Here is a 17,952-nt window from a genome sequence, read left to right as displayed (position 1 = left end):
TCGGCGGACAAGGCTTCGAACACCCGCTGCCAGACACCGGATCGACTCCAGCGCGTGTGCCGCAGGTGGATCACGCGGAAGTCACCAAAGCGTTCGGGAAGATCGCGCCAAGGAATCCCGGCGCGATACCGATACAGCACCGCTTCAACAAACCGCCGGTTGTCCTTGGCGGTCACCCCGACATGGCCCACACGGCCCGGAAGCAGAGGCTCGATGCGAGCCCATTGATCGTCTCGTAGTCCGTAGCGGCGAGTCATCGATGGTCAGCGGTGCCAAGAAGCAACAAGCTTCGCTGATTTAATCAATTGATGACAGGCCCTAGCGCGTCCCGATCGTTTCGTCTGCTGCAGAAGAAAGGCCCGCGTCTGCGGGCCTTTCTTCGTTGCGGCGTGACGGGTGTGCGCAGGCAGAGAAACCCGCGTCATGGCGCGGAGCGCGGCGACGAAGCGATCCGGCAGCGCTGCGCCGGCGCGAGGGGAGCTGTGCTGCACGTCAAAACGGCCCACCTCCCCCGGCGGACTCCGCCTGCCCGGCGCAGGCTAGTCGCCGAACGAAAGGCGTCGTCCGCTTGTGAACACGTGCCGCCGGCCGCTGAGCGGATCGGTGAACGCCAGCTCCTTCGCCAGCAGCTGCAGCGGCTGCGAAAAATCGCTGCCCGCCGGATCGTCGGTCAGCTGCGGATAGAAGCTGTCGTTGACGATCGGTGCGCCGAGCGCGGCGAGGTGCACGCGCAGCTGGTGCTTCTTGCCGGTGACCGGACGCAGGCGGTAAAGCGCGTGCCCGCCGCGCGGCGTCGCACTCTCGAAGACGGTTTCGCTGTTCGCCTCGCCGGCGGCTTCGCGCATGCGGAAGAACGGCTCGCCGGCGACCAGTCGCGAGCGGCGCGTGAACGGAAAGGCGAGGCCGGCGACGAGCGGCGCGAGCGCCTCGTAGCGCTTGTCGACGCTGCGCGTCGCGAACAGGCGCTGGTAGGCGCCGCGCGTCGCCGCCTGCACCGAGAACGCGACGAGTCCGGCGGTGCCGCGGTCGATGCGATGCAGCGGCGACAGCTCGGCGAGGCCGAGCTGCTTCTTCAGGCGCACGAGCAGCGTCTGCTGCACGAAGCGTCCCGACGGCAGGACCGGCAGGAAGTGCGGCTTGTCGGCGATCAGCAGGTGCTCGTCGCGGTACAGCAGCTCGGCCTCGAACGGGATCTCGGGTTCGGATTCGAGCTCGCGGTAGTACCAGAGCGTGGCGCCGGCGCGGTACGGCGTGTCGGGCGCGACGCGCAGGCCGGCGTCGTCGAGCACCAGGCCGCGCGCCATGCGCGAGCGCCAGGCAAGCGCATCGATCGCCGGGAAGCGTTCGATCAGAAAGGCGAGCATGTTCGGCCAGGCGCCGGCCGGCAGGAGCACGTAGCTCGGGCCGACGCCGTCGCGGACCGGCAGCGGCGCAGGCGGGGATGTCATCACGCGCTGATGATCGCACGCACCGACGAGAAATTGCGTGGCCGGGGAGACCCCGGCACGGAGCCGTGGCGGGCCATGTCCGTCGGCCCCAAGGCCTGCATCAGCCGCCCTTATGAATCCAAGCCAGCACAGGCTCTGTCCATTCTTTCATCGGCGTGTAGAACGCGCCATGCGACCGGCCCGTGGAGATGGATATTTCTTCAAAGGACTGCGGTTTCTCCGGGTGCTGAGCAAGCGGCGCGCAGCTGTTGCCGGCAAGCGTGTCGCTGGTCTCGTAGATGGATAGAACCCGGCCGGTCAAGCGAAGTTGAGGTTCGCCCGGTCGCGGCCAGCATGCGGCAAGCAGTACGAAACGCACCTGCGGTCGACGCAGGAAGCTGGAAACATGAATGGCGATATCTCCGCCCTTGGAGAAGCCGACGACGACGATGTGCTCGGGGGGAACGCCGCTGCGAATCGCCGCCTCGATCTGAGCAATGACGAGACCGGCGTACTCATTGACGTCGGTATTGGGTCTTCGCTGAGCGGAAATGACCGTAGCACCCTTGCCGGCAAGGGTCTCGAGGATGGCCGGGTAGTCGTACAGGCCAAAGCTCGAATCTGTCGGGCGCGGCCCGAGATTCTCGACGACCCGGCCATGCAGATAGATGAGATACGTCGCGGCCGGATCGGTCGTCGACGGGAACGCGGTGACGACTTTCTGCGCGAAAGCCGGAGCGGCGACGAGACTGAGCAAGAGGGCGAACCAGGCTTTCATGCGATCTTCCGAAACGACGGGCGCTGGTTCCGGGCCAGCTGGGTCTGTCTGACGCCTTGCTGCGCGTTCGCCGGATCGACGATCTGCAGTTGGCTGCGCGCCGACATGATGCCCATCCTGATCTTCTGCCGCACGCGTCGGATCGCGCCGGCCCTGGCGTCGATCCTGAGCTCGGAGTTTTCTGGGCGTGCGAGCGGATCGTGTACGGCCCCTGCGTCAGCAGGACGAAGGCGCAGATCGTGGCGGCGACCTGGGCAAGCGGTGCGTCGGCGGCATCGATCCTCGGCTTGATCGCCGCGCCGATGGTTTCGATGCGATAGCGGCGGACCTGATGTTCGGTCGGCTGCGGTGCAGACCTGGCGCGAGTGTCCGGTACGCCCGGAACGCGGCGTCGGCTCGTGTAAACTCGCCCGTGTTACCGCTCGGTACAAGCCGGGCCGGCACACCCCGAAATCCCCCAAGCGCAAAGAAGGAAAGGATCATGGAATACAGACAACTCGGCCGCTCCGGACTGAAGGTGCCGGTGCTCAGCCTCGGCACCGGCACGTTCGGCGGCGTCGGCGAGATGTTCAGCAAGTGGGGCGCGACCGACGTCAAGGAAGCGAGCCGTCTGGTCGACGTCTGCCTGGAGTCCGGGCTCAACTTCTTCGACACCGCCGACGTCTATTCGCGCGGCGCGTCCGAGGAGATTCTCGGCCAGGCGCTCAAAGGGCGCCGCGAGCGCGTGCTGATCTCGACCAAGGCCACGTTCACGATGGGCGATGGTCCGAACGACAAGGGCTCGTCGCGCCATCACCTGATCCGCGCCTGCGAGGCCAGCCTCAAGCGCCTCGGCACCGATTACATCGACCTCTACTTCATGCACGGCTTCGACGCGCTGACGCCGGTCGAGGAAACGCTGTCGACGCTGGAGGGCCTGGTGCGCGCCGGCAAGATCCGCTACTTCGGCTGCTCGAACTTCTCCGGCTGGCAGGTGATGAAGTCGCTGGCCGCGTCGGATCGCCACGGCTGGTCGCGTCACGTCGCCTATCAGGGCTACTACTCGCTGCTCGGCCGCGACTACGAGTGGGAGCTGATGCCGCTCGCGCTCGACCAGGGTCTCGGCACGATGGTCTGGAGCCCGCTCGGCTGGGGCCGCCTGACCGGCAAGCTGCGCCGTGGCCAGCCGCCGCAGGCGGGTCGCATCGCGCAGGGTGGCGAGGCCGGCGGTCCGCCGGTCGCCGACGAAGACCTGTATCGCGTCGTCGACGTGCTCGACGAGCTCGCCGCCGAGACCGGCAAGACGGTCGCGCAGGTCGCGCTGAACTGGCTGCTGCAGCGGCCGAGCGTCGCCAATCTGGTGATCGGTGCGCGCAACGAGGAGCAGCTCAAGCAGAACCTCGGCGCGGTCGGCTGGCAGCTCACGAGCGAGCAGGTCGGCCGCCTCGACGCCGTCAGCCGCCGCACGCCGGTCTATCCGTACTGGCACCAGATGGGCTTCGACGAGCGCAATCCGAAGCCGACGCACTGGTAAGCACGCACGCGCCTTGCGCATCGTGCGCCGTCCGCGGGCATCGCCGCGGGCGGCGCACTGTTTCTTTGCGTCGCCGCATCGCGTCTCGCGCGATGCGCAGTAGTAAACATAGCCCTGCGCGCCGCATCGCCTTCACGGCCGTCATCCCCGCGTCATAAAGTCGAACCGTCGTCGCACGTTGCGCGAACATCCGTTGGGGGCGGGTGCTTGCATGATCGCTGGGGAAGGTCTGAATCACTCCGTCATCGCGAGGTCGCGCAGCGACCGTGGCGATCCGGAGATGCCACTTGCGTCGTGCGCCGCTGGATGGCTTGGTCGCCTGCGGCGCCTCGCCACGACGACGGAACTTTCTCAGCGGTTCCCTGGGGATTGGCGTCGTCGGGGATGCACGCTGGCCGGCTTGTCGCTGCTCGCGCTCGTCGCCGCCTGCGGGCGCGCGTCGCACGACGCGCAGGGCGAAGCGTCGGCCACGATGCTGCCGGCCGCCGCGCAATGCGTGCTGGACAGTCCGGCGCTCGCCGTCGGCAGTACGCCGGACCTCGTCGTCAACGGCGTCGCCTACACCGACAGCCATCAGCCCGATGCGCCCGGCCCGCTGGAGACGCCGCGCCAGAACGTCGGTGCGCAGCCGGACGACGGCTGTCGCGGCAACGAGGGCTTCCGCTTCGGCAGCGGCCTCTACGACGTCACCGGTCCGATCGGCGGCGACGCGACCGGGCACGCCGACCTCGCCGGCATGGTGCTGCCGCCGCAGGCGCAGAACGGCATCCACACCCGCCTGTACGCGCGGGCCTTCGCGATCGCCTCGCCGTGCAACGGCAAGCGCGTGGTGTTCGTCTCCGACGACCACGCGTTCGTGACCGCGCTGGAGCACCAGGAGGTAATGAAGGCGATCGCCGCCGATCCGTTGCTGAGCCAGTACTACGGTCCGGACAACGTGATGATTTCGGCGACGCACACGCATTCGGCGCCCGGCGGCTACGGTGACGAGACGGTGCTGCCGAATCTGCCGGCCGGCACGCCGCAGTTCATCAACGACGTCTACAACTACGTGCAATCGCTGGTGCTGAGCACCAGTCCGTACGACGCCGACAACTTCAAGGTGATGGTCGACGGCATCGTGCAGGCGATCCGCCGCGCGCACGCCAACCTCGAGGCGCATCCGGCCAGCGCGCCGATCCGCATGTCGATCGGCGAGCTGCTGAATGCCAACCGCAGCCGCGATCCGCCGGCCTACATGCAGAACTCGCCGGCCGAGCGTGCGCAGTATGTCGACGCCGACGGCCATGAAGTCGACGTCGACAAGCGCTTCCTGCAGCTGAGCCTGGTGCGTGGCAACGGTAGCGCCGCCGGCGTCATCAACTGGTTCGGCGTGCACCCGACGACGATGGGCAATCACGAGCTGCTGATCTCCAGCGACAGCAAGGGCTGGGCCGGCCTGAGCTTCGAGCGGATGATGGGCACGCGCTACGTGCCGGACACCGAAAGCGGGCCCGATGGCAGCGACAACTTCGTCGCCGCGTTCGCGCAGTCCGACGAGGGCAACTCGATCCCGGACCTGTTCGTGTTCGACAAGGATATGGACGGCAAGGACGGGCCCGGACAGGGCGTGCCGTACCGCTTCCGCCATGGCACCGACGATCCCTACGACCTCGACCAGCCGGGCTACGCGCTCGGCATGCAGAAGGCGACGGTTCTGAGCGGCACCAAGCAGCTCGCGCAGGCCCTGAAGCAGTACGCGCAGGGCAGCGCTTTGAGCGGTCCGGTCGACTACCGATTCTTCTACGTCGACATGACCGCGATCACGGTCGACGATCCGGCGCTCGCCACGTCGCTGAACTATCCGGACCTGCCGGCCTCGCTCTATGCCGACGAGCCCAAACGCACCTGCGCCGGCGCGGTCGGCGTCAGCAAGCTCGCCGGCGGCGCCAACGCGCCGGACCTCGGCGCGGCCGGCTACGCCTGCGCCAACGTCGCGCCGGTGCCGTACTGGGACGCGGTGCGCCATCACTACAACGGCATCTTCAACGGCACGCAGTCGGTGATCGCCGATCTCGACGTCGTGCGGCCGTTGACGATTCCGTTCCCCGGCGTGCTCGCCTACGACATCCTCACGCCGCTGCTGTGCGCGACCGAGGCGCAGCTGCCGCAGAACGACTGCCAGGCCGAGAAGCCACCGCTCGCGCCGGCGACCACGACGCCGGCGCCGATCCAGATCCTGCGCATCGGCAATCTCGCGATCCTCGGCATTCCGTGGGAAACGACGACGATGGCCGGGCGCCGCCTGCGCCAGACCGTGCTCGACGCGCTGGCGCCGGCCGGCGTCGACACCGTCGTCATCGCCGGCCTCGCCAACGCCTACTTCGACTACATGGCGACGCGCGAGGAATACACCGCGCAGCTCTACGAGGGCGCCTCGACCTACTTCGGGCCCTGGCAGCTCGCCGCCGTGCAGCAGGAGGCGCGTCGGCTGGCGCTGACGATGGCGGCCGGCGAACCGGCGCCGGAGGGCATCGCGCCGGATGCGCTTGCACCCGGCGACGCCTCACCGGTCACCATCGACACGAACGCCGAGTTCGGCAAGATCGCCAGCGACGCGCAGGCGAGCTATGCGCAGGGCGATACCGTCGACGTCAGCTTCGTCGCCGGCTACCCCGGCAACGACCTGCGGACGATGGCCTCGTATCTCTACGTCGAGCGCCAGGACGCGGCCGGCGGCTGGACCGTGGTCGCCACCGACAAGGACCCGGAGCTGTCGTTCGTGTGGCACGGCAAACCCGATCCGGTGTCGCGCCTGCTGCACGTCTCGGCCGGCTCGACCGCCGAAGCGATCTGGCGCGTGCCGGCGAACACCGCGGCCGGCACGTATCGCATCCGCCATGTCGGCGTGTCGCGCGCGTCGGCCGATGCGGCACCGGTGCCGTACGAGGGCGTCAGCCGCAGTTTCGCGATCGAGGGCACGCCGGCGCGCTGTCCCTGAGGCGGCGCGGCGCGGGCCCGGCGAGATCCGGCCGCACGCCTCAGGGCTGTGCCGGATTGAGCTGCGCGAGGATGTCCGGACGCACGGCGTGCCAGATCGCCACGCCGTTGTCGGTGGTGCTCGTGATCAGCACGACAGCGGCGTAGCGCTGATCGAAGTCGAGCCACGGCGTCGTGCCGAGCAGGCCCGGATCGCTGAGTTCCGGCCCGGCGCTGCCCGGATGTTCCGCTGCATCCGAGATCCACCAGCCGAAGCTGTAGCCGTTCAGGCCGCTGCCGTCCGGCACCGGCGTGTAATAGACGGGCAGGCCCTGGACCTGGCTGGTCTTGGCGGTCTCGACCTGCGCGCTGCTGATGATCTGCGTGTTGCCGACCTTGCCGCCGTTCAGATACAGCTGCGCGAACTTCAGGTAATCCGTGGCACTGGCGACGGCGCCGCCGCCGATGCGCGGGTTCTGCGTGTCGCCGTAACTGAGGGTGCTCATGCCGAGCGGGCCGGCGAGGCGCTCCTGGACCAGCGTCTGCCAGGATTTGCCGCTGACGTGCGCGGCCACGAAGCCGGCGACCTGATAGCCGGCGCCGCTGTAGCCGAAGCGCCGGCCGGGCAGCGAGTTCAGCGTCGCGTTGGCGATCTCCTGCGTGCAGTCCTGCAGCGTGGTGTTGTCGTTGTCCATGCACGGCGTGCTGAACGGCAGACCCGAGGTGTGGTTCAGCAGCATGCGCAGGGTGATGTCGCTCTTGGCGAGCGGCCAGTCGATGACGTCGCCGATGTAGTCGGCGACCGGCGTATCGAGGTCGAGGACCCCATCCTTGACCAGCGACAGGATCACGGTCGCCGACGGCGCCTTGCTCGCCGAGGCGATCGGGATCACCGCATCGGCCGCCATGTCGCCGCCGGCGCGGCTGTAGCGCAGGTGGCCGCCGACGGCGAGCGCGAAGTTGTAGCCCTTGACCTGGCTGTCGCCGTCGCCGACGAAGCCGTCGAGCGTCGTCGACAGCGCCGACCAGTCGTAGGGTGGTTCGGCATCGCCGTTGCCGCCGCCGCAGGCACCGAGCAGCAGCATGGTGGCGATGGCAACGGCGGACAGCAGCGTCTTGGCGCGCATGGGGCGGATCCTTCCGAAAGGCGGGCGCGCGACTCTAGCGGAGGCTGGCTGAACGCAAACCGACGCGCGCTGCCGCTCGGACAGCGACAAACGTGCCAGGACCTGGAAAGACCGCGCTTACGCCGGGTAGCGGACCCCGGTCAGCGCCTCGGAAATCTGCCAGAGGCGATCCTGGACAGCGTTGTCCTGCGCATGCCGAGCCGGCTGCACCTGGACCGGTGCGCCGCGCAGTTCGCCGAGGCCGCGCGGACCGTAAAAGCCGCCGCCGCGCGCGCGCGGGTCGGTCGCCGCGTACAGCAGCGGCAGCGCACCCTCGGCCGCGGACTGGCCGCCCCAGCGCATCGTCGCGCGATACAGCAGCACTTCGACGCGGTCGCGCCAGCGCCGGCTCGGTTCGGTCATGCGCGCTTCGCCGATCGCCGTGCGGGCGACGCCGGGATGCGCGGCGAGGCTGGCCAGCGGCCAGCCTGCGGCCTGCGCGCGCCGCTGCAGCGCCAGCGCGTACATCAAACAGGCGAGCTTGGTCTGGCCGTAGGCGCGCTGGCCTTCGTAGCGGTGCTCGGCCTGCAGATCGCCGAAGTCGATCGCCGCGTGGCGATGGACGATGCTCGACACGCTGACCACGCGCGCCTGCCCGCTGCGCAGCAGTGCCGGCAGCAGCAGGCCGGTCAGGGCGTGGTGGCCGAGATGGCTGACGCCGAACTTCAGCTCGAAGCCGTCGCGCGTGGTGGCGCGGTCGAGGCGCGGCAGCAGCCCGGCGTTGTTGACGAGGATGTCGAGCGGCCGCTCGTCGGCGCTGACGTCGGCGGCGAAACGGCGCACCGATTCCAGATCGCCGAGATCGAGTGCCGCGAAGCGGGCGCGGCCGCCGCCGGTCGCGAGCTGCCGCGCGGCGGCTTCGCCGCCGGCGACGTTGCGGTCGGCGATCAGCACCTCGGCGCCGGCCGCCGCCAGCGTGCGCGCGACCTCGAAGCCGAGCCCCGCGGCGCCGCCGGTGACGAGCGCGCGGCGTCCATGCAGCGGCGGGATGTCCGCGGTCGACCAGCCGGCCATGTGCTTCAGGCCGCGCTGGCCGTCTTCAGCAAGCCGCGCTCGCGGGCCATGGTGATCGCGGTGTCCTCGATCATGTCTTCCTGGCCGCCGACCATCTTCTGGCGGCCGAGTTCGAGCAGGATCTCGCGCGCCGGCACGCCGTACTTGGCTTCGGCGCGTTTGGCGAACAGCAGGAAGCTCGAATAGACGCCGGCGTAGCCGAGCGTCAGCGAGTTGCGGTCGATGCGCACCGGGAAGTCCATGATCGGCGTGACCAGATCCTCGGCGACGTCGCTGACCTTGAACACGTCGACGCCGGTCTCAATGCCCATACGGTTGCACACGGCCACGAACACTTCCATCGGCGTGTTGCCGGCACCGGCGCCCATGCCGCCGCAGGCGCAGTCGATGCGCCGCGCGCCGGCGGCGACCGCGGCGATCGAGTTGGCGACACCCATCGACAGGTTGTGGTGGCCGTGGAAGCCGATCTCGGTTTCCGGCTTGAGCGCGTCGCGCAGCGCGCCGGTGCGCGCCGTAACATCGTCCGGCAGCATGTAGCCGGCCGAATCGGTCGCGTAGATACAGTTGGCGCCGTAGCTTTCCATTAGCTTGGCCTGCTCGACCAGCTGTGCCGGCTCGATCATGTGCGCCATCATCAGGAAGCCGACGGTGTCGAGGCCCATCTTGCGGCCGAGGCTGATGTGCTGCTCGGAAACATCGGCTTCCGTGCAGTGCGTGGCGACGCGGATCGTCGTCACGCCGCAGTCCGCCGCCATCTTCAGGTGATCGACGGTGCCGATGCCCGGCAGCAGCAGCGCCGAGACCTTGGCCTGATGGAGCAGCGGAATCACCGCGCGCAGGTATTCCTCGTCGCTGGCCGCCGGAAAGCCGTAGTTGACCGACGCGCCGCCGAGGCCGTCGCCGTGAGTGACCTCGATCAGCGGCACGCCGGCCTCGTCGAGACCCTTGGCGATGGTCTTCATCTGCTCGATCGTGATCTGGTGACGCTTCGGGTGCATGCCGTCGCGCAGCGACATGTCATGCACTTTGATCTTGATGCCCTTGAGATTCATGGCTGACTCCATTGAGTGCGCTGGGCCGCGGCGTTCACGGCAGACGGCGGCGTGGTTGCCGATCGCTGCCGCTGCGTGGAATTCGTGTCATCCGCGGCCGGAAAAATCTTTATGTGTGCTGCGCTGCGGCGAGCCGTCGTCTGCAGGCGGCAGCGAACGTCACGCTCGAACGCTGCGCCATCGCGATTAGCTCGAACACGCCAAGCGGCGCCAGCCACACGAGCAGACGGTCGGTCAGTCGCTCGCCGCGATGGCCGTGCCGTGCCGATACCAGGCCCAGCTTGCGGTGCGCGCGCTCGTGCAGCGAAGGGCAGTCCATGATCAGATCGTGCGCCTCGGTGTAGAGGCGGTAGGCACCGGCGCCATCGCCGGCTGCCCGCAGCGTGTCGCCGCGCCGCCACAGAGCATCGGCCTGGAGCATGCGCTGCTCGATCGGAATACGCATCGCCGCGCGCTCAGGCCGCGACGGCGTCGAGCGAGAGGCGCCCGGCGAGGATTTCCTCGGCGAACATCTCGGCGGTGCGCGTCGCGCTCGCGGTCATGATGTCGAGATTGCCGGCGTACTTCGGCAGGAAGTCGCCCAGCCCTTCGACCTGCATGAAGCTGGTCACGCGATGGCCGTCGAACACCGGGCCGTTGACGAGCCGGTAGCCCGGCACGTACTTCTGCACTTCGGCGACCATGTCGCGCACCGACTGTTCGATCTCCTTCTGCTTCGGTTCGTCGACCGTCAGGCAGTGGATGGTGTCGCGCATGATCATCGGCGGTTCGGCCGGGTTGATGACGATGATGGCCTTGCCCTGATCGGCGCCGCCGACCCTGGCGACCGCGCCGGCCGTGGTGCGCGTGAACTCGTCGATGTTCTTGCGCGTGCCGGGGCCGACCGACTTCGATGACACCGTGGCGATGATCTCGGCGTACTTCACCTTCTGCACGCGCGACACGGCGTAGACCATCGGGATCGTCGCCTGGCCGCCGCAGGTGACCATGTTGACGTTCATCTCGCGCTTGCCGGCGTGCTCTTTCAGATTGATCGGCGGCACGCAGTACGGGCCGATCGCCGCCGGCGTGAGATCGATCATCATCACGCCGAGCGCATTGAGCTTGTCGGAATTGTCCTTGTGCACGTAGGCGCTGGTCGCGTCGAAGGCGATCTGCACGCCATCGGCCTTGACGTGCGGCACCAGGCCGTCGACGCCCTGGTCGGTCGTCTTCAGGCCGTACTCACGCGCCCGCGCCAGACCTTCCGAGCTCGGGTCGACGCCGACCATCCACACCGGTTCGAGCACCTTCGAGCGGCGCAGCTTGTAGAGCAGGTCGGTGCCGATGTTGCCCGGGCCGATGATGGCGCACTTGATCTTGGACATCTGGTTTAAGCCTCGAAGCCGATAGCCGCTTCGCCGATGCCGGCGAGCGTCAGGTGGAAGCGGTCGCCCGGCACCGCCGGCAGCAGCGGCGCCAGCGAACCGGACAGGATGATTTCGCCCTTCAGGAACGGAATGCCGTAGCGGCCGAGCGTGTTGGCGAGCCAGGCGACCGCGGTGGCCGGATGGCCCTGCACGGCGGCGCCGATGCCGGACGCGGCGTGCGCGCCGTTCTTGGTGATGTCCATCTTCACCGCGGCGAGATCGAGCGCGTGCGGCTTGACGCGATCATCGCCGACCACGAACACGCCGCACGAGGCGTTGTCGGCGACGGTGTCCTGGATCCGGATCTTCCAGTCGTCGATGCGCGAATCGACGATCTCGAAGCAAGGCAGCACGTAGTCGGTGGCGTCGAGCACCTGATCCTCGGTGACGCCCGGCCCCTTGAGATCCTTCTTCAGCACGAAGGCGATCTCGCCTTCTGCGCGCGGCTGGATCAGGCCGCTGCCTTTGAGGCTGACGACGGCGCCGTTCTTCACCTGCATGCGGTCGGTCAGGAAGCCGAAGTCCGGCTGGTGCACGCCGAGCATGTCCTGCACCGGCTTGCTGGTGACGCCGATCTTCTTGCCGATCAGCTTCTCGCCGTCGGCGAGGCGGCGGTGCAGGAAGTGCAGCGAGATGTTGTAGGCGTCGTCGATGTCGATGCCATCGACGCGGCCCGACAGCGGCGCGATCGTGCGGCGCGCGCGCAGCGCGGTATACAGCTCGTCGCCGAGCGCGACGATGGACGTCTGCGGCAGGGCCATCGCGTCAGCCGTTCCGCAGGAAGTCGGCGACCATGCGATTGAAGAAATCGCGATGCTCGACCATCACCCAGTGCCCGCAGTTCGGCACCGTGATCATGCGCAGATTGGGAATGCCCTTGGCGAGCTTGAGGATGCCGGTCTCCGGCATCATCTTCTCGTTGATGCCCCAGAAGCCGAGTGCCGGGCAGCGGATTTCGCCGAGGCGCGACGTCATGTTCGGCACCTTCATCGTCTTGACGACCTGCGGGTTCTGCAGGCGCATCAGCGCGTGGCGCTCGGCGACCAGCGCATCGTCGATCAGCGACTTGTCGTGGACCAGCGCGTTTTCCATGAAGTAGCGCAGGCGTTCCGGCGTCACCGGCGCCGCCGACATGAACACTTCCTTCATGAACGCCATCGCCGGCATCTTGAAGTAGTCCGGCTGGTCCTCGACGCCGCCCGGCGCCATCAGTACCAGCTTCTCGACCTGCTGCGGATAGTCGAGCGCGTAGCCGAGCGCGATCGCGCCGCCCAGCGAGTTGCCGATCAGCGTGACCTTAGAGACGCCGATCTGATCGAGCGTCTGCTTCACGCATTCGATGAAGAACGACAGCGGGTACTCGACGTCGTCCGGCTTGTCCGAATAGCCGTAGCCGATCAGGTCCGGCAGGATCACGCGGTAACCGGCGGCGACCAGCTCGCGGTAGTTGCCCTTGAAGTTCGAGTAGCCGCAGGCGCCGGAACCGGAGCCGTGCAGGAACACGACGACCGGACCCTGGCCTTCGTCGAGGTAGTGGATGCGATAGCCGTTCGGCAGCTGCGCGTACCGGCCTTCGGGCACCGGCTTGCTGGGGGTGTTTTGCGCGGGGGCGTTCATCGTCCTGGCCTTGGCGGCACGTGTGGCCGGCATGGTCCCGCAAGCGAGGCTCCGTACTCTTCGTCCTTTCGGGTGAGCGCTCTGGCGCCCGCGCTGCGGGCGCGATGGCTATCCGCCGTGCGCTGGGCTCGCGAAATGCCGTTGCCGGTATTCGCCCGGTGGCAGGCCGAGCCAGCTCTTGAATGCGGCGGTGAAGGAGCTCTGCTCGCCGTAACCCAGCAGCAGCGTGATTTCGGACAGGCCCAGATCCGGCTGGGCGAGGTAGTGCAGCGCCAGTTCGCGACGCACCTGCACGAGCAGATCGCCGAACGACACGCGCTCGGCCTGCAGTCGGCGGCGCAGGCTGCGCTCGCTCAGGTCCAGCGCCTGCGCGATCTCCGAAGCCGTCGGCGCCCGCTGCGGCAGGCGCTGGCGGATGGCCACGACCACGCGCGGCGTCAGTTGCGCGCCGTGAATCTGCTGCAGCTGTTCGCGCGCCCTTTGCTCCATCAGCAGGCGCAATTGCGCGTCGTGCTGGACCAGCGGCGTCGCCAGCAGCGCGATGTCGAAGCTCAGGGCGTTGTCTTCGGCATTGAAGCGCACCGGGCAGCCGAACAGGCGCTCGTACTCGTTCCCGCCGGCCGGCCGCCGGTGCTGGAAGCAGGCTTCGCGGATCTCGCCGCGGATGCCGGTGATCCAGCGCCCGAAGCTGAGCCAGCCGGCGACGATCGCTTCGTTGACCGGGCGCATGCGCTCGCCGTCCGGCATGCCGGAGCGCCAGGCCAGCCGCACCCGTCCGCCGCTGGTGCTCACCACCGTGCTGCCGCCGTCGTAGACCAGGCTTTCGTAGCGCGGGATCAATGCCACCGCTTCGCCGAGCGTGTTGCAGCTCATGGCAGCGTAGCCGAGCGCGCTGAAGGTACGCGGCCGCACCTGCATGCCCATGTGCAGGCCGATCAGGTCGTCGCCGCCGGCGTGGCGCGCGAGGTCGAACAAACGCAGCAGACCGTTGAGGTCGAGACGCCAGGCGGGATCGTCGAGATGCCGCATTTCGATGCCGGCTTCGGCCGCAAGCCGGCCGCGCTCGACGCCGCGCGCCGCGGCCGTATCGAGCAGCGCCTGGACATAAGCCGCCGATACCGAGCCGAGCACCGACTGGCCGTTGTGCCTAAGGATCTGGCCGGCCGTCATTACCGCAGCTTGGCGTGGCGACGGAAAAATACCGCGCATCTATTTTGTTCTCCCCGGTCCTCATGATATCCGCCGAATCCGCTGCGCGCGCGCTGGGTCTCCTGCGCGATCCGACGCACTTCAAGTGGTACGTCATCCCCCTGCTGCTGATCGTCGTGTATGTCTACGCGGAGCAGGTTCGCGCGCGCCGGTGGCCGGTCGTGCTGGGCGGTCTGGCGTTCTGGTTCATGGACTGGATCAACGAAATCTGGAACGGCCTGGTCTTCCATTTCACGCAGTACGCGCCGGTCTGGGGCGCGCCCGGCGACACGGCCTACCTGATCCTGATCGGCCTCAACGTCGAGATCTGCCTGATGTTCGCGGTCATGGGCGTGAGCTCGCTGCTGCTGCTGCCGGCCGACCCGCGGCTCAGGATTCTCGGCATCAACAACCGGCTGTTCTTCGCCGCGCTGAATTCGGCGCTGGCGGTGGCGGTCGAGTGCTGGCTCAACGCCATCGGGGCGCTCACCTGGGAATACCGTTACTGGAATCGCGGCTTTCCCTATCTCGTGTTCGTCATCGGCTACCTGCCGTTCTTCCTGGTGGCCTACTGGGTCCACGACCTGCCGGACACGCGCCAGCAGCTCAAGGCCGTCGCCGCGCTCGGCGGCGTGGTCGCGGCGAGCCTGTTGCTGTTCGGCGGCCTGCTGGGCTGGCTGTGATGCGGAGCCTGTCGATGAAAAAAGCGCTGGCGGTCCTGCTTCCCGTGCTGCTGACGCTCGGTGCCTGCGGGCGCAGCGAAACGTCGGCGAGCGATCCCCCGGCCATGCCGTGGCCGGATACGCCGTTCATGCCGCAGCCGGACCCGTCCGCCGTGCTGCTGCCGTGCATCCCGGTCGGCACGATCGGACTCGAAGGCGCGCTGGGCCGGGAAGACGATACCCGGCCCGAGGCGACCGGCCCGGACCTCGGCAACGGTCTGGCCGCCGATGCCGTCGGCAGCGGCCCCGCGGACCTGCCGGAACAGGTCTTCCTGCGCACGGACACCGAGACCTTCAACCGTCGCTACCAGTTCGCGCTGCGCGACGGCAAGGTCTGGTTCAAGTCGAACACCGCCGTCACCGGCATCCACCAGCCGTGGGTCGCGGTGACGATGCCGTCATGCCTCGCCGGCACCGTGATCGGCATCGCCGCGGACGACGACGAGCTGATCGCCATCCGTGCCGACGGCGGCATCTACGGCATGGACAACGCGCTCAAGGACTACGCGCGTTTCAACTGGTCGTCGCGCTGGGGCGCGCCGCTGTGGCTGGGTCTCGGCTACCAGCTGCCGCCGGACTACCGGGCCTGGAGCTGGACCGTGATTTCGCCCGCCGAGGACGTGCACTGGACCGATCCCGCCGACAACCTGCACGCGGTCGGCAACGGCAAGGTGTCGCACATCTGGTCGCTGCGCGCAGACGGCCAGCGCTACACCCTCAACGATCCCTGGCTGCCGCCCGACGGCAGCTACGAAATGTGCGGCCCGCGACGCGGCCAGTTCCGCGGCGTGAATCTGTCGGCCAGCGGTTCGACGATCTTCACCGTCAATCGCTACGGCGATCTCTACACGCGCAACTACGATTTCGATCTATGCGGCGACGACGGCCTGTTCTTCGACTATTCCTACGAAGACCAGCGCGGCGTCAGCAATCCGGCGATCCAGCTGCCGACCTTCGACTGGCAGCGGCAGCCGAAGATCCGCGGCGCGATCACGCAGAACATCAGCGTGCACAAGGTCGGCGTCGACATGGCGCACCGCATCCTGCGCGTCGAAGGCGAGGACGCCGCGGGCCATACCGGCTACTGGGAGAAGGACTACCAGGACCTGGACGCCTCGCATTGGGCCTTCACTCGCACCGACCGGCCGCTGCGCGGCGTGCTGCTCGACAACCGGCCGTACGACAGCTCGCTGGACGACGCCGCGCCGAGCGAAGACGCGTACTTCTCCCGCAACATGGACCAGCTCGCCGCGCTGGCCGCGCACGCGACGGTCAGCGGCGATGACGACTGGGCCGGCGAGCTGCCCGATTTCAACTTCTACTGCCCGCCGCAGGCGCTGCGCATCTGGTTCGCGCCGGATCAGCATCTCGATCTGATCCTGCACACCGTCGACACCATCCGCCAGCTGCCGGCCGGCCGCGGTCTCGGCGCGATGTCGCGCCGTTTCAGCGGCGACATCGAAGTGCCGGCCGAGACTCTGGCCGCGCTCGACACGCTGCCGGCGAAATCGCGGCAGTTCATCCAGCGCTATCTGAAAGACCAGCGCCACACCGGCGTCACGCTGCGCGGCACCAGCACCCGGATCACGATCACGGAGTTCGGATGGCAGTTCGAAAGCCCGTGATGCGGTGGTGCCGCGCCGCGGCGGCCGCGGCCCTGATCCTCGGCGCGGCCGGCTGCGGGTCGTCCGACGCGCCGGCGGCGGCCGACATGCTGTCGCGCTCGACCGGGCCGCTGCGCGCGGACGGCCGCTGGCTGCGCGACCAGCAGGGCCGGGTCGTGATCCTGCACGGCCTGCAGCTCGCGCACAAAACCGCGCCGTACTATCCGCCGCCGGAGAGTTTCACTGCGGACGATGTGCGGCTGATACGCGACGCCGGCTTCAACGCGGTCCGTCTGGCCTGGTTCTGGAAGGGGCTCGAACCGGAGCGCGGACAGTACGACGCCGCCTATCTGGCCCAGTACCTGCGACAGGCGCGGCTGATCGCCGAGCAGGGCTTGTTCGTGATGCCGGAGTTTCATCAGGATCTCTACAACGAGCAGACCCTCGGCGCCGGCTTTCCCGACTGGGCGACCTTGACCGACGGGCTGCCGGCTGTGCCCGACGCGGGCGCGCTGAACCTCTACAACCTCGCCGCCGCCCGCGCGTTCGACAACCTGTACGCCAACCGCGACGGAATCCAGGACGCCTTTGCCGACGCCTGGCGGCAGATCGTCGTTGCCCTTCGGCCCTATCGCGCCCAGCTGGCCGGCTACGACCTGTTCAACGAGCCGGCGGCCGGCACGCAGAACCTGCTCTGCTCGCAGCCGGCCGGTTGCCCGCAGTTCGATCGGCTGTCGCTGCAACCTTTGCAGGACAAGCTCGCGGCGGCGGTGCGAGCGGAAGATGCCGACGGCATCGTCTGGTACGAGCCGCACATCTTCTTCGACTTCAGCGTGTCGTCCTGGCTGGCCGCGCCGCCGGCGGGGATCGGCGCGGTCGGCTTTGCCTTTCATGCGTACTGCCTGCCGGCGATCCTCACCGGCCAGCCGGATCAGGAATCGCAGGCGCCGGCTTACGGCCTTTGCCCGGCGCTCGACGGCCGGGTTTTCGATAACGCCGAGGCCACCGCGGCGCGCATGGCGGCGCCGCCGCTGTTCAACGAATTCGGCGACACCCAGGATCTGCATCAGATCCGGCGCCTGATCGCGCTCGCCGACAGCCGCCGCATCGGCTGGATGTACTGGGGTTACAAGGACTGGGTCGACGTGCCCGGCGGCGCCGGCGACGGCGGCCTGTTCGACGACGACGACGACAACCGCACGCTGCGCGGCGCCAAGCTCGACGTGCTGTCCGAGCCCTATCCGATGGCTGTCGCCGGCACGCCCGAGCACTACGGCTACGATCCGGACCGCCGCACGTTCGAGCTGCGCTACACGCCGGATCCCGCGCTGTCCGCCCCGACGCTCGTGTTCACGGCGCCGCGCCAGTACCCCGCTGGCTATCGGCTCGAACTCAGCGGCGGGCGCGTCGTCTCCGCCGAAGGCGCGGCCGTGCTCGGCGTGCAGGCCCTGCCCGGCGCCGGCGCCGTGATCCTCAGGCTGCGGCCGCCCGACGCCTGAGCGCC

At 68.4% G+C, this 17,952-nt stretch carries 16 protein-coding genes; 5 read left to right on the top strand and 11 right to left on the bottom strand.

Annotation, left to right across the window (positions count from 1 at the left end):
- The 3 genes from K343_RS24095 to K343_RS0113315 all read right to left on the bottom strand — a co-directional run.
- Positions 1–257, bottom strand: a 257-nt coding sequence (locus K343_RS24095) for a transposase (RefSeq protein WP_154662567.1), incomplete at its 3' end; no start/stop codon positions are given.
- A 282-nt stretch (positions 258–539) separates the two neighbouring features.
- The gene (locus K343_RS0113320; protein WP_028008511.1) at positions 540–1,448 is read right to left on the bottom strand and encodes a pseudouridine synthase; all 909 of its coding nucleotides are present in this window, start codon (positions 1,446–1,448) and stop codon (positions 540–542) included.
- A gap of 100 nt (positions 1,449–1,548) precedes the next feature.
- The gene (locus K343_RS0113315) at positions 1,549–2,205 is read right to left on the bottom strand and encodes an alpha/beta hydrolase (RefSeq protein WP_028008510.1); all 657 of its coding nucleotides are present in this window, start codon (positions 2,203–2,205) and stop codon (positions 1,549–1,551) included.
- Positions 2,206–2,686: 481 nt separating this feature from the next.
- On the opposite strand from K343_RS0113315, the gene K343_RS0113300 reads away from it, so the two are divergent.
- Positions 2,687–3,718, top strand: coding sequence for an aldo/keto reductase (locus K343_RS0113300; RefSeq protein WP_028008509.1), 1,032 nt, complete (start codon positions 2,687–2,689; stop codon positions 3,716–3,718).
- A gap of 400 nt (positions 3,719–4,118) precedes the next feature.
- Complete coding sequence (locus K343_RS0113295; protein ID WP_028008508.1) at positions 4,119–6,698, top strand: neutral/alkaline non-lysosomal ceramidase N-terminal domain-containing protein; 2,580 nt, start codon at positions 4,119–4,121, stop codon at positions 6,696–6,698.
- Positions 6,699–6,738: 40 nt separating this feature from the next.
- Here the strand turns inward: K343_RS0113295 and K343_RS22070 are convergent, their stop codons facing one another.
- The 8 genes from K343_RS22070 to K343_RS22065 all read right to left on the bottom strand — a co-directional run bounded on the left by K343_RS22070 (position 6,739) and on the right by K343_RS22065 (position 14,104).
- Positions 6,739–7,803, bottom strand: coding sequence for a serine hydrolase domain-containing protein (locus K343_RS22070; RefSeq protein WP_028008507.1), 1,065 nt, complete (start codon positions 7,801–7,803; stop codon positions 6,739–6,741).
- Positions 7,804–7,920: 117 nt separating this feature from the next.
- Positions 7,921–8,856 (bottom strand): oxidoreductase, encoded by a 936-nt coding sequence (locus tag K343_RS0113285; RefSeq protein WP_028008506.1) that lies wholly within the window; start codon positions 8,854–8,856, stop codon positions 7,921–7,923.
- 5 nt (positions 8,857–8,861) lie between these two features.
- Positions 8,862–9,908, bottom strand: a complete 1,047-nt coding sequence (gene dmpG, locus K343_RS0113280; RefSeq protein ID WP_028008505.1) for a 4-hydroxy-2-oxovalerate aldolase — start codon at positions 9,906–9,908, stop codon at positions 8,862–8,864.
- Between the two features lie 109 nt (positions 9,909–10,017).
- Entirely contained in the window at positions 10,018–10,353 is a 336-nt protein-coding gene (locus tag K343_RS0113275) for a hypothetical protein (RefSeq protein WP_028008504.1), read from the bottom strand.
- A gap of 10 nt (positions 10,354–10,363) precedes the next feature.
- Positions 10,364–11,275, bottom strand: a complete 912-nt coding sequence (locus K343_RS0113270; RefSeq protein WP_028008503.1) for an acetaldehyde dehydrogenase (acetylating) — start codon at positions 11,273–11,275, stop codon at positions 10,364–10,366.
- Between the two features lie 5 nt (positions 11,276–11,280).
- On the bottom strand, positions 11,281–12,078 hold the full coding sequence (locus K343_RS0113265) for a fumarylacetoacetate hydrolase family protein (RefSeq protein WP_043112719.1): 798 nt from the start codon (positions 12,076–12,078) through the stop codon (positions 11,281–11,283).
- Positions 12,079–12,082: 4 nt separating this feature from the next.
- Complete coding sequence (locus K343_RS0113260) at positions 12,083–12,934, bottom strand: alpha/beta fold hydrolase (RefSeq protein ID WP_028008501.1); 852 nt, start codon at positions 12,932–12,934, stop codon at positions 12,083–12,085.
- Positions 12,935–13,042: 108 nt separating this feature from the next.
- Entirely contained in the window at positions 13,043–14,104 is a 1,062-nt protein-coding gene (locus K343_RS22065) for an AraC family transcriptional regulator (RefSeq protein WP_051278364.1), read from the bottom strand.
- A gap of 62 nt (positions 14,105–14,166) precedes the next feature.
- Between K343_RS22065 and K343_RS0113250 the strand changes: the two genes are divergently transcribed.
- The 3 genes from K343_RS0113250 to K343_RS0113240 are packed head-to-tail and all read left to right on the top strand — an operon-like array spanning position 14,167 to position 17,947.
- Positions 14,167–14,805 (top strand): hypothetical protein, encoded by a 639-nt coding sequence (locus K343_RS0113250; RefSeq protein ID WP_028008500.1) that lies wholly within the window; start codon positions 14,167–14,169, stop codon positions 14,803–14,805.
- 14 nt (positions 14,806–14,819) lie between these two features.
- Positions 14,820–16,469 (top strand): hypothetical protein, encoded by a 1,650-nt coding sequence (locus K343_RS23490; protein ID WP_154662565.1) that lies wholly within the window; start codon positions 14,820–14,822, stop codon positions 16,467–16,469.
- Positions 16,469–17,947, top strand: coding sequence for a cellulase family glycosylhydrolase (locus K343_RS0113240; protein WP_028008499.1), 1,479 nt, complete (start codon positions 16,469–16,471; stop codon positions 17,945–17,947). The genes K343_RS23490 and K343_RS0113240 overlap by 1 nt, the downstream gene beginning before the upstream one ends.
- The last annotated feature ends 5 nt before the right edge of the window (positions 17,948–17,952 follow it).

The organism is Solimonas flava DSM 18980, from assembly GCF_000426685.1.
Lineage (GTDB): Bacteria > Pseudomonadota > Gammaproteobacteria > Nevskiales > Nevskiaceae > Solimonas > Solimonas flava.
The sequence above is the reverse complement of the archived record's forward strand: the minus strand, read 5'-3'. Positions and strand labels throughout refer to the sequence as shown.

Bases quoted from the DNA above. Each gene is read 5' to 3' on its own strand.
- K343_RS0113300 (WP_028008509.1), top strand. From the start codon at position 2,687: ATGGAATACAGACAACTCGGCCGCTCCGGACTGAAGGTGCCGGTGCTC.
- K343_RS0113250 (WP_028008500.1), top strand. From the start codon at position 14,167: ATGATATCCGCCGAATCCGCTGCGCGCGCGCTGGGTCTCCTGCGCGAT.
- K343_RS23490 (WP_154662565.1), top strand. From the start codon at position 14,820: ATGAAAAAAGCGCTGGCGGTCCTGCTTCCCGTGCTGCTGACGCTCGGT.
- K343_RS0113285 (WP_028008506.1), bottom strand. From the start codon at position 8,856: ATGGCCGGCTGGTCGACCGCGGACATCCCGCCGCTGCATGGACGCCGC.
- K343_RS0113320 (WP_028008511.1), bottom strand. From the start codon at position 1,448: ATGACATCCCCGCCTGCGCCGCTGCCGGTCCGCGACGGCGTCGGCCCG.
- K343_RS22065 (WP_051278364.1), bottom strand. From the start codon at position 14,104: ATGACGGCCGGCCAGATCCTTAGGCACAACGGCCAGTCGGTGCTCGGC.
- K343_RS0113240 (WP_028008499.1), top strand. From the start codon at position 16,469: ATGCGGTGGTGCCGCGCCGCGGCGGCCGCGGCCCTGATCCTCGGCGCG.
- K343_RS0113265 (WP_043112719.1), bottom strand. From the start codon at position 12,078: ATGGCCCTGCCGCAGACGTCCATCGTCGCGCTCGGCGACGAGCTGTAT.
- K343_RS0113315 (WP_028008510.1), bottom strand. From the start codon at position 2,205: ATGAAAGCCTGGTTCGCCCTCTTGCTCAGTCTCGTCGCCGCTCCGGCT.
- K343_RS0113275 (WP_028008504.1), bottom strand. From the start codon at position 10,353: ATGCGTATTCCGATCGAGCAGCGCATGCTCCAGGCCGATGCTCTGTGG.
- dmpG (WP_028008505.1), bottom strand. From the start codon at position 9,908: ATGAATCTCAAGGGCATCAAGATCAAAGTGCATGACATGTCGCTGCGC.
- K343_RS0113260 (WP_028008501.1), bottom strand. From the start codon at position 12,934: ATGAACGCCCCCGCGCAAAACACCCCCAGCAAGCCGGTGCCCGAAGGC.
- K343_RS0113270 (WP_028008503.1), bottom strand. From the start codon at position 11,275: ATGTCCAAGATCAAGTGCGCCATCATCGGCCCGGGCAACATCGGCACC.
- K343_RS22070 (WP_028008507.1), bottom strand. From the start codon at position 7,803: ATGCGCGCCAAGACGCTGCTGTCCGCCGTTGCCATCGCCACCATGCTG.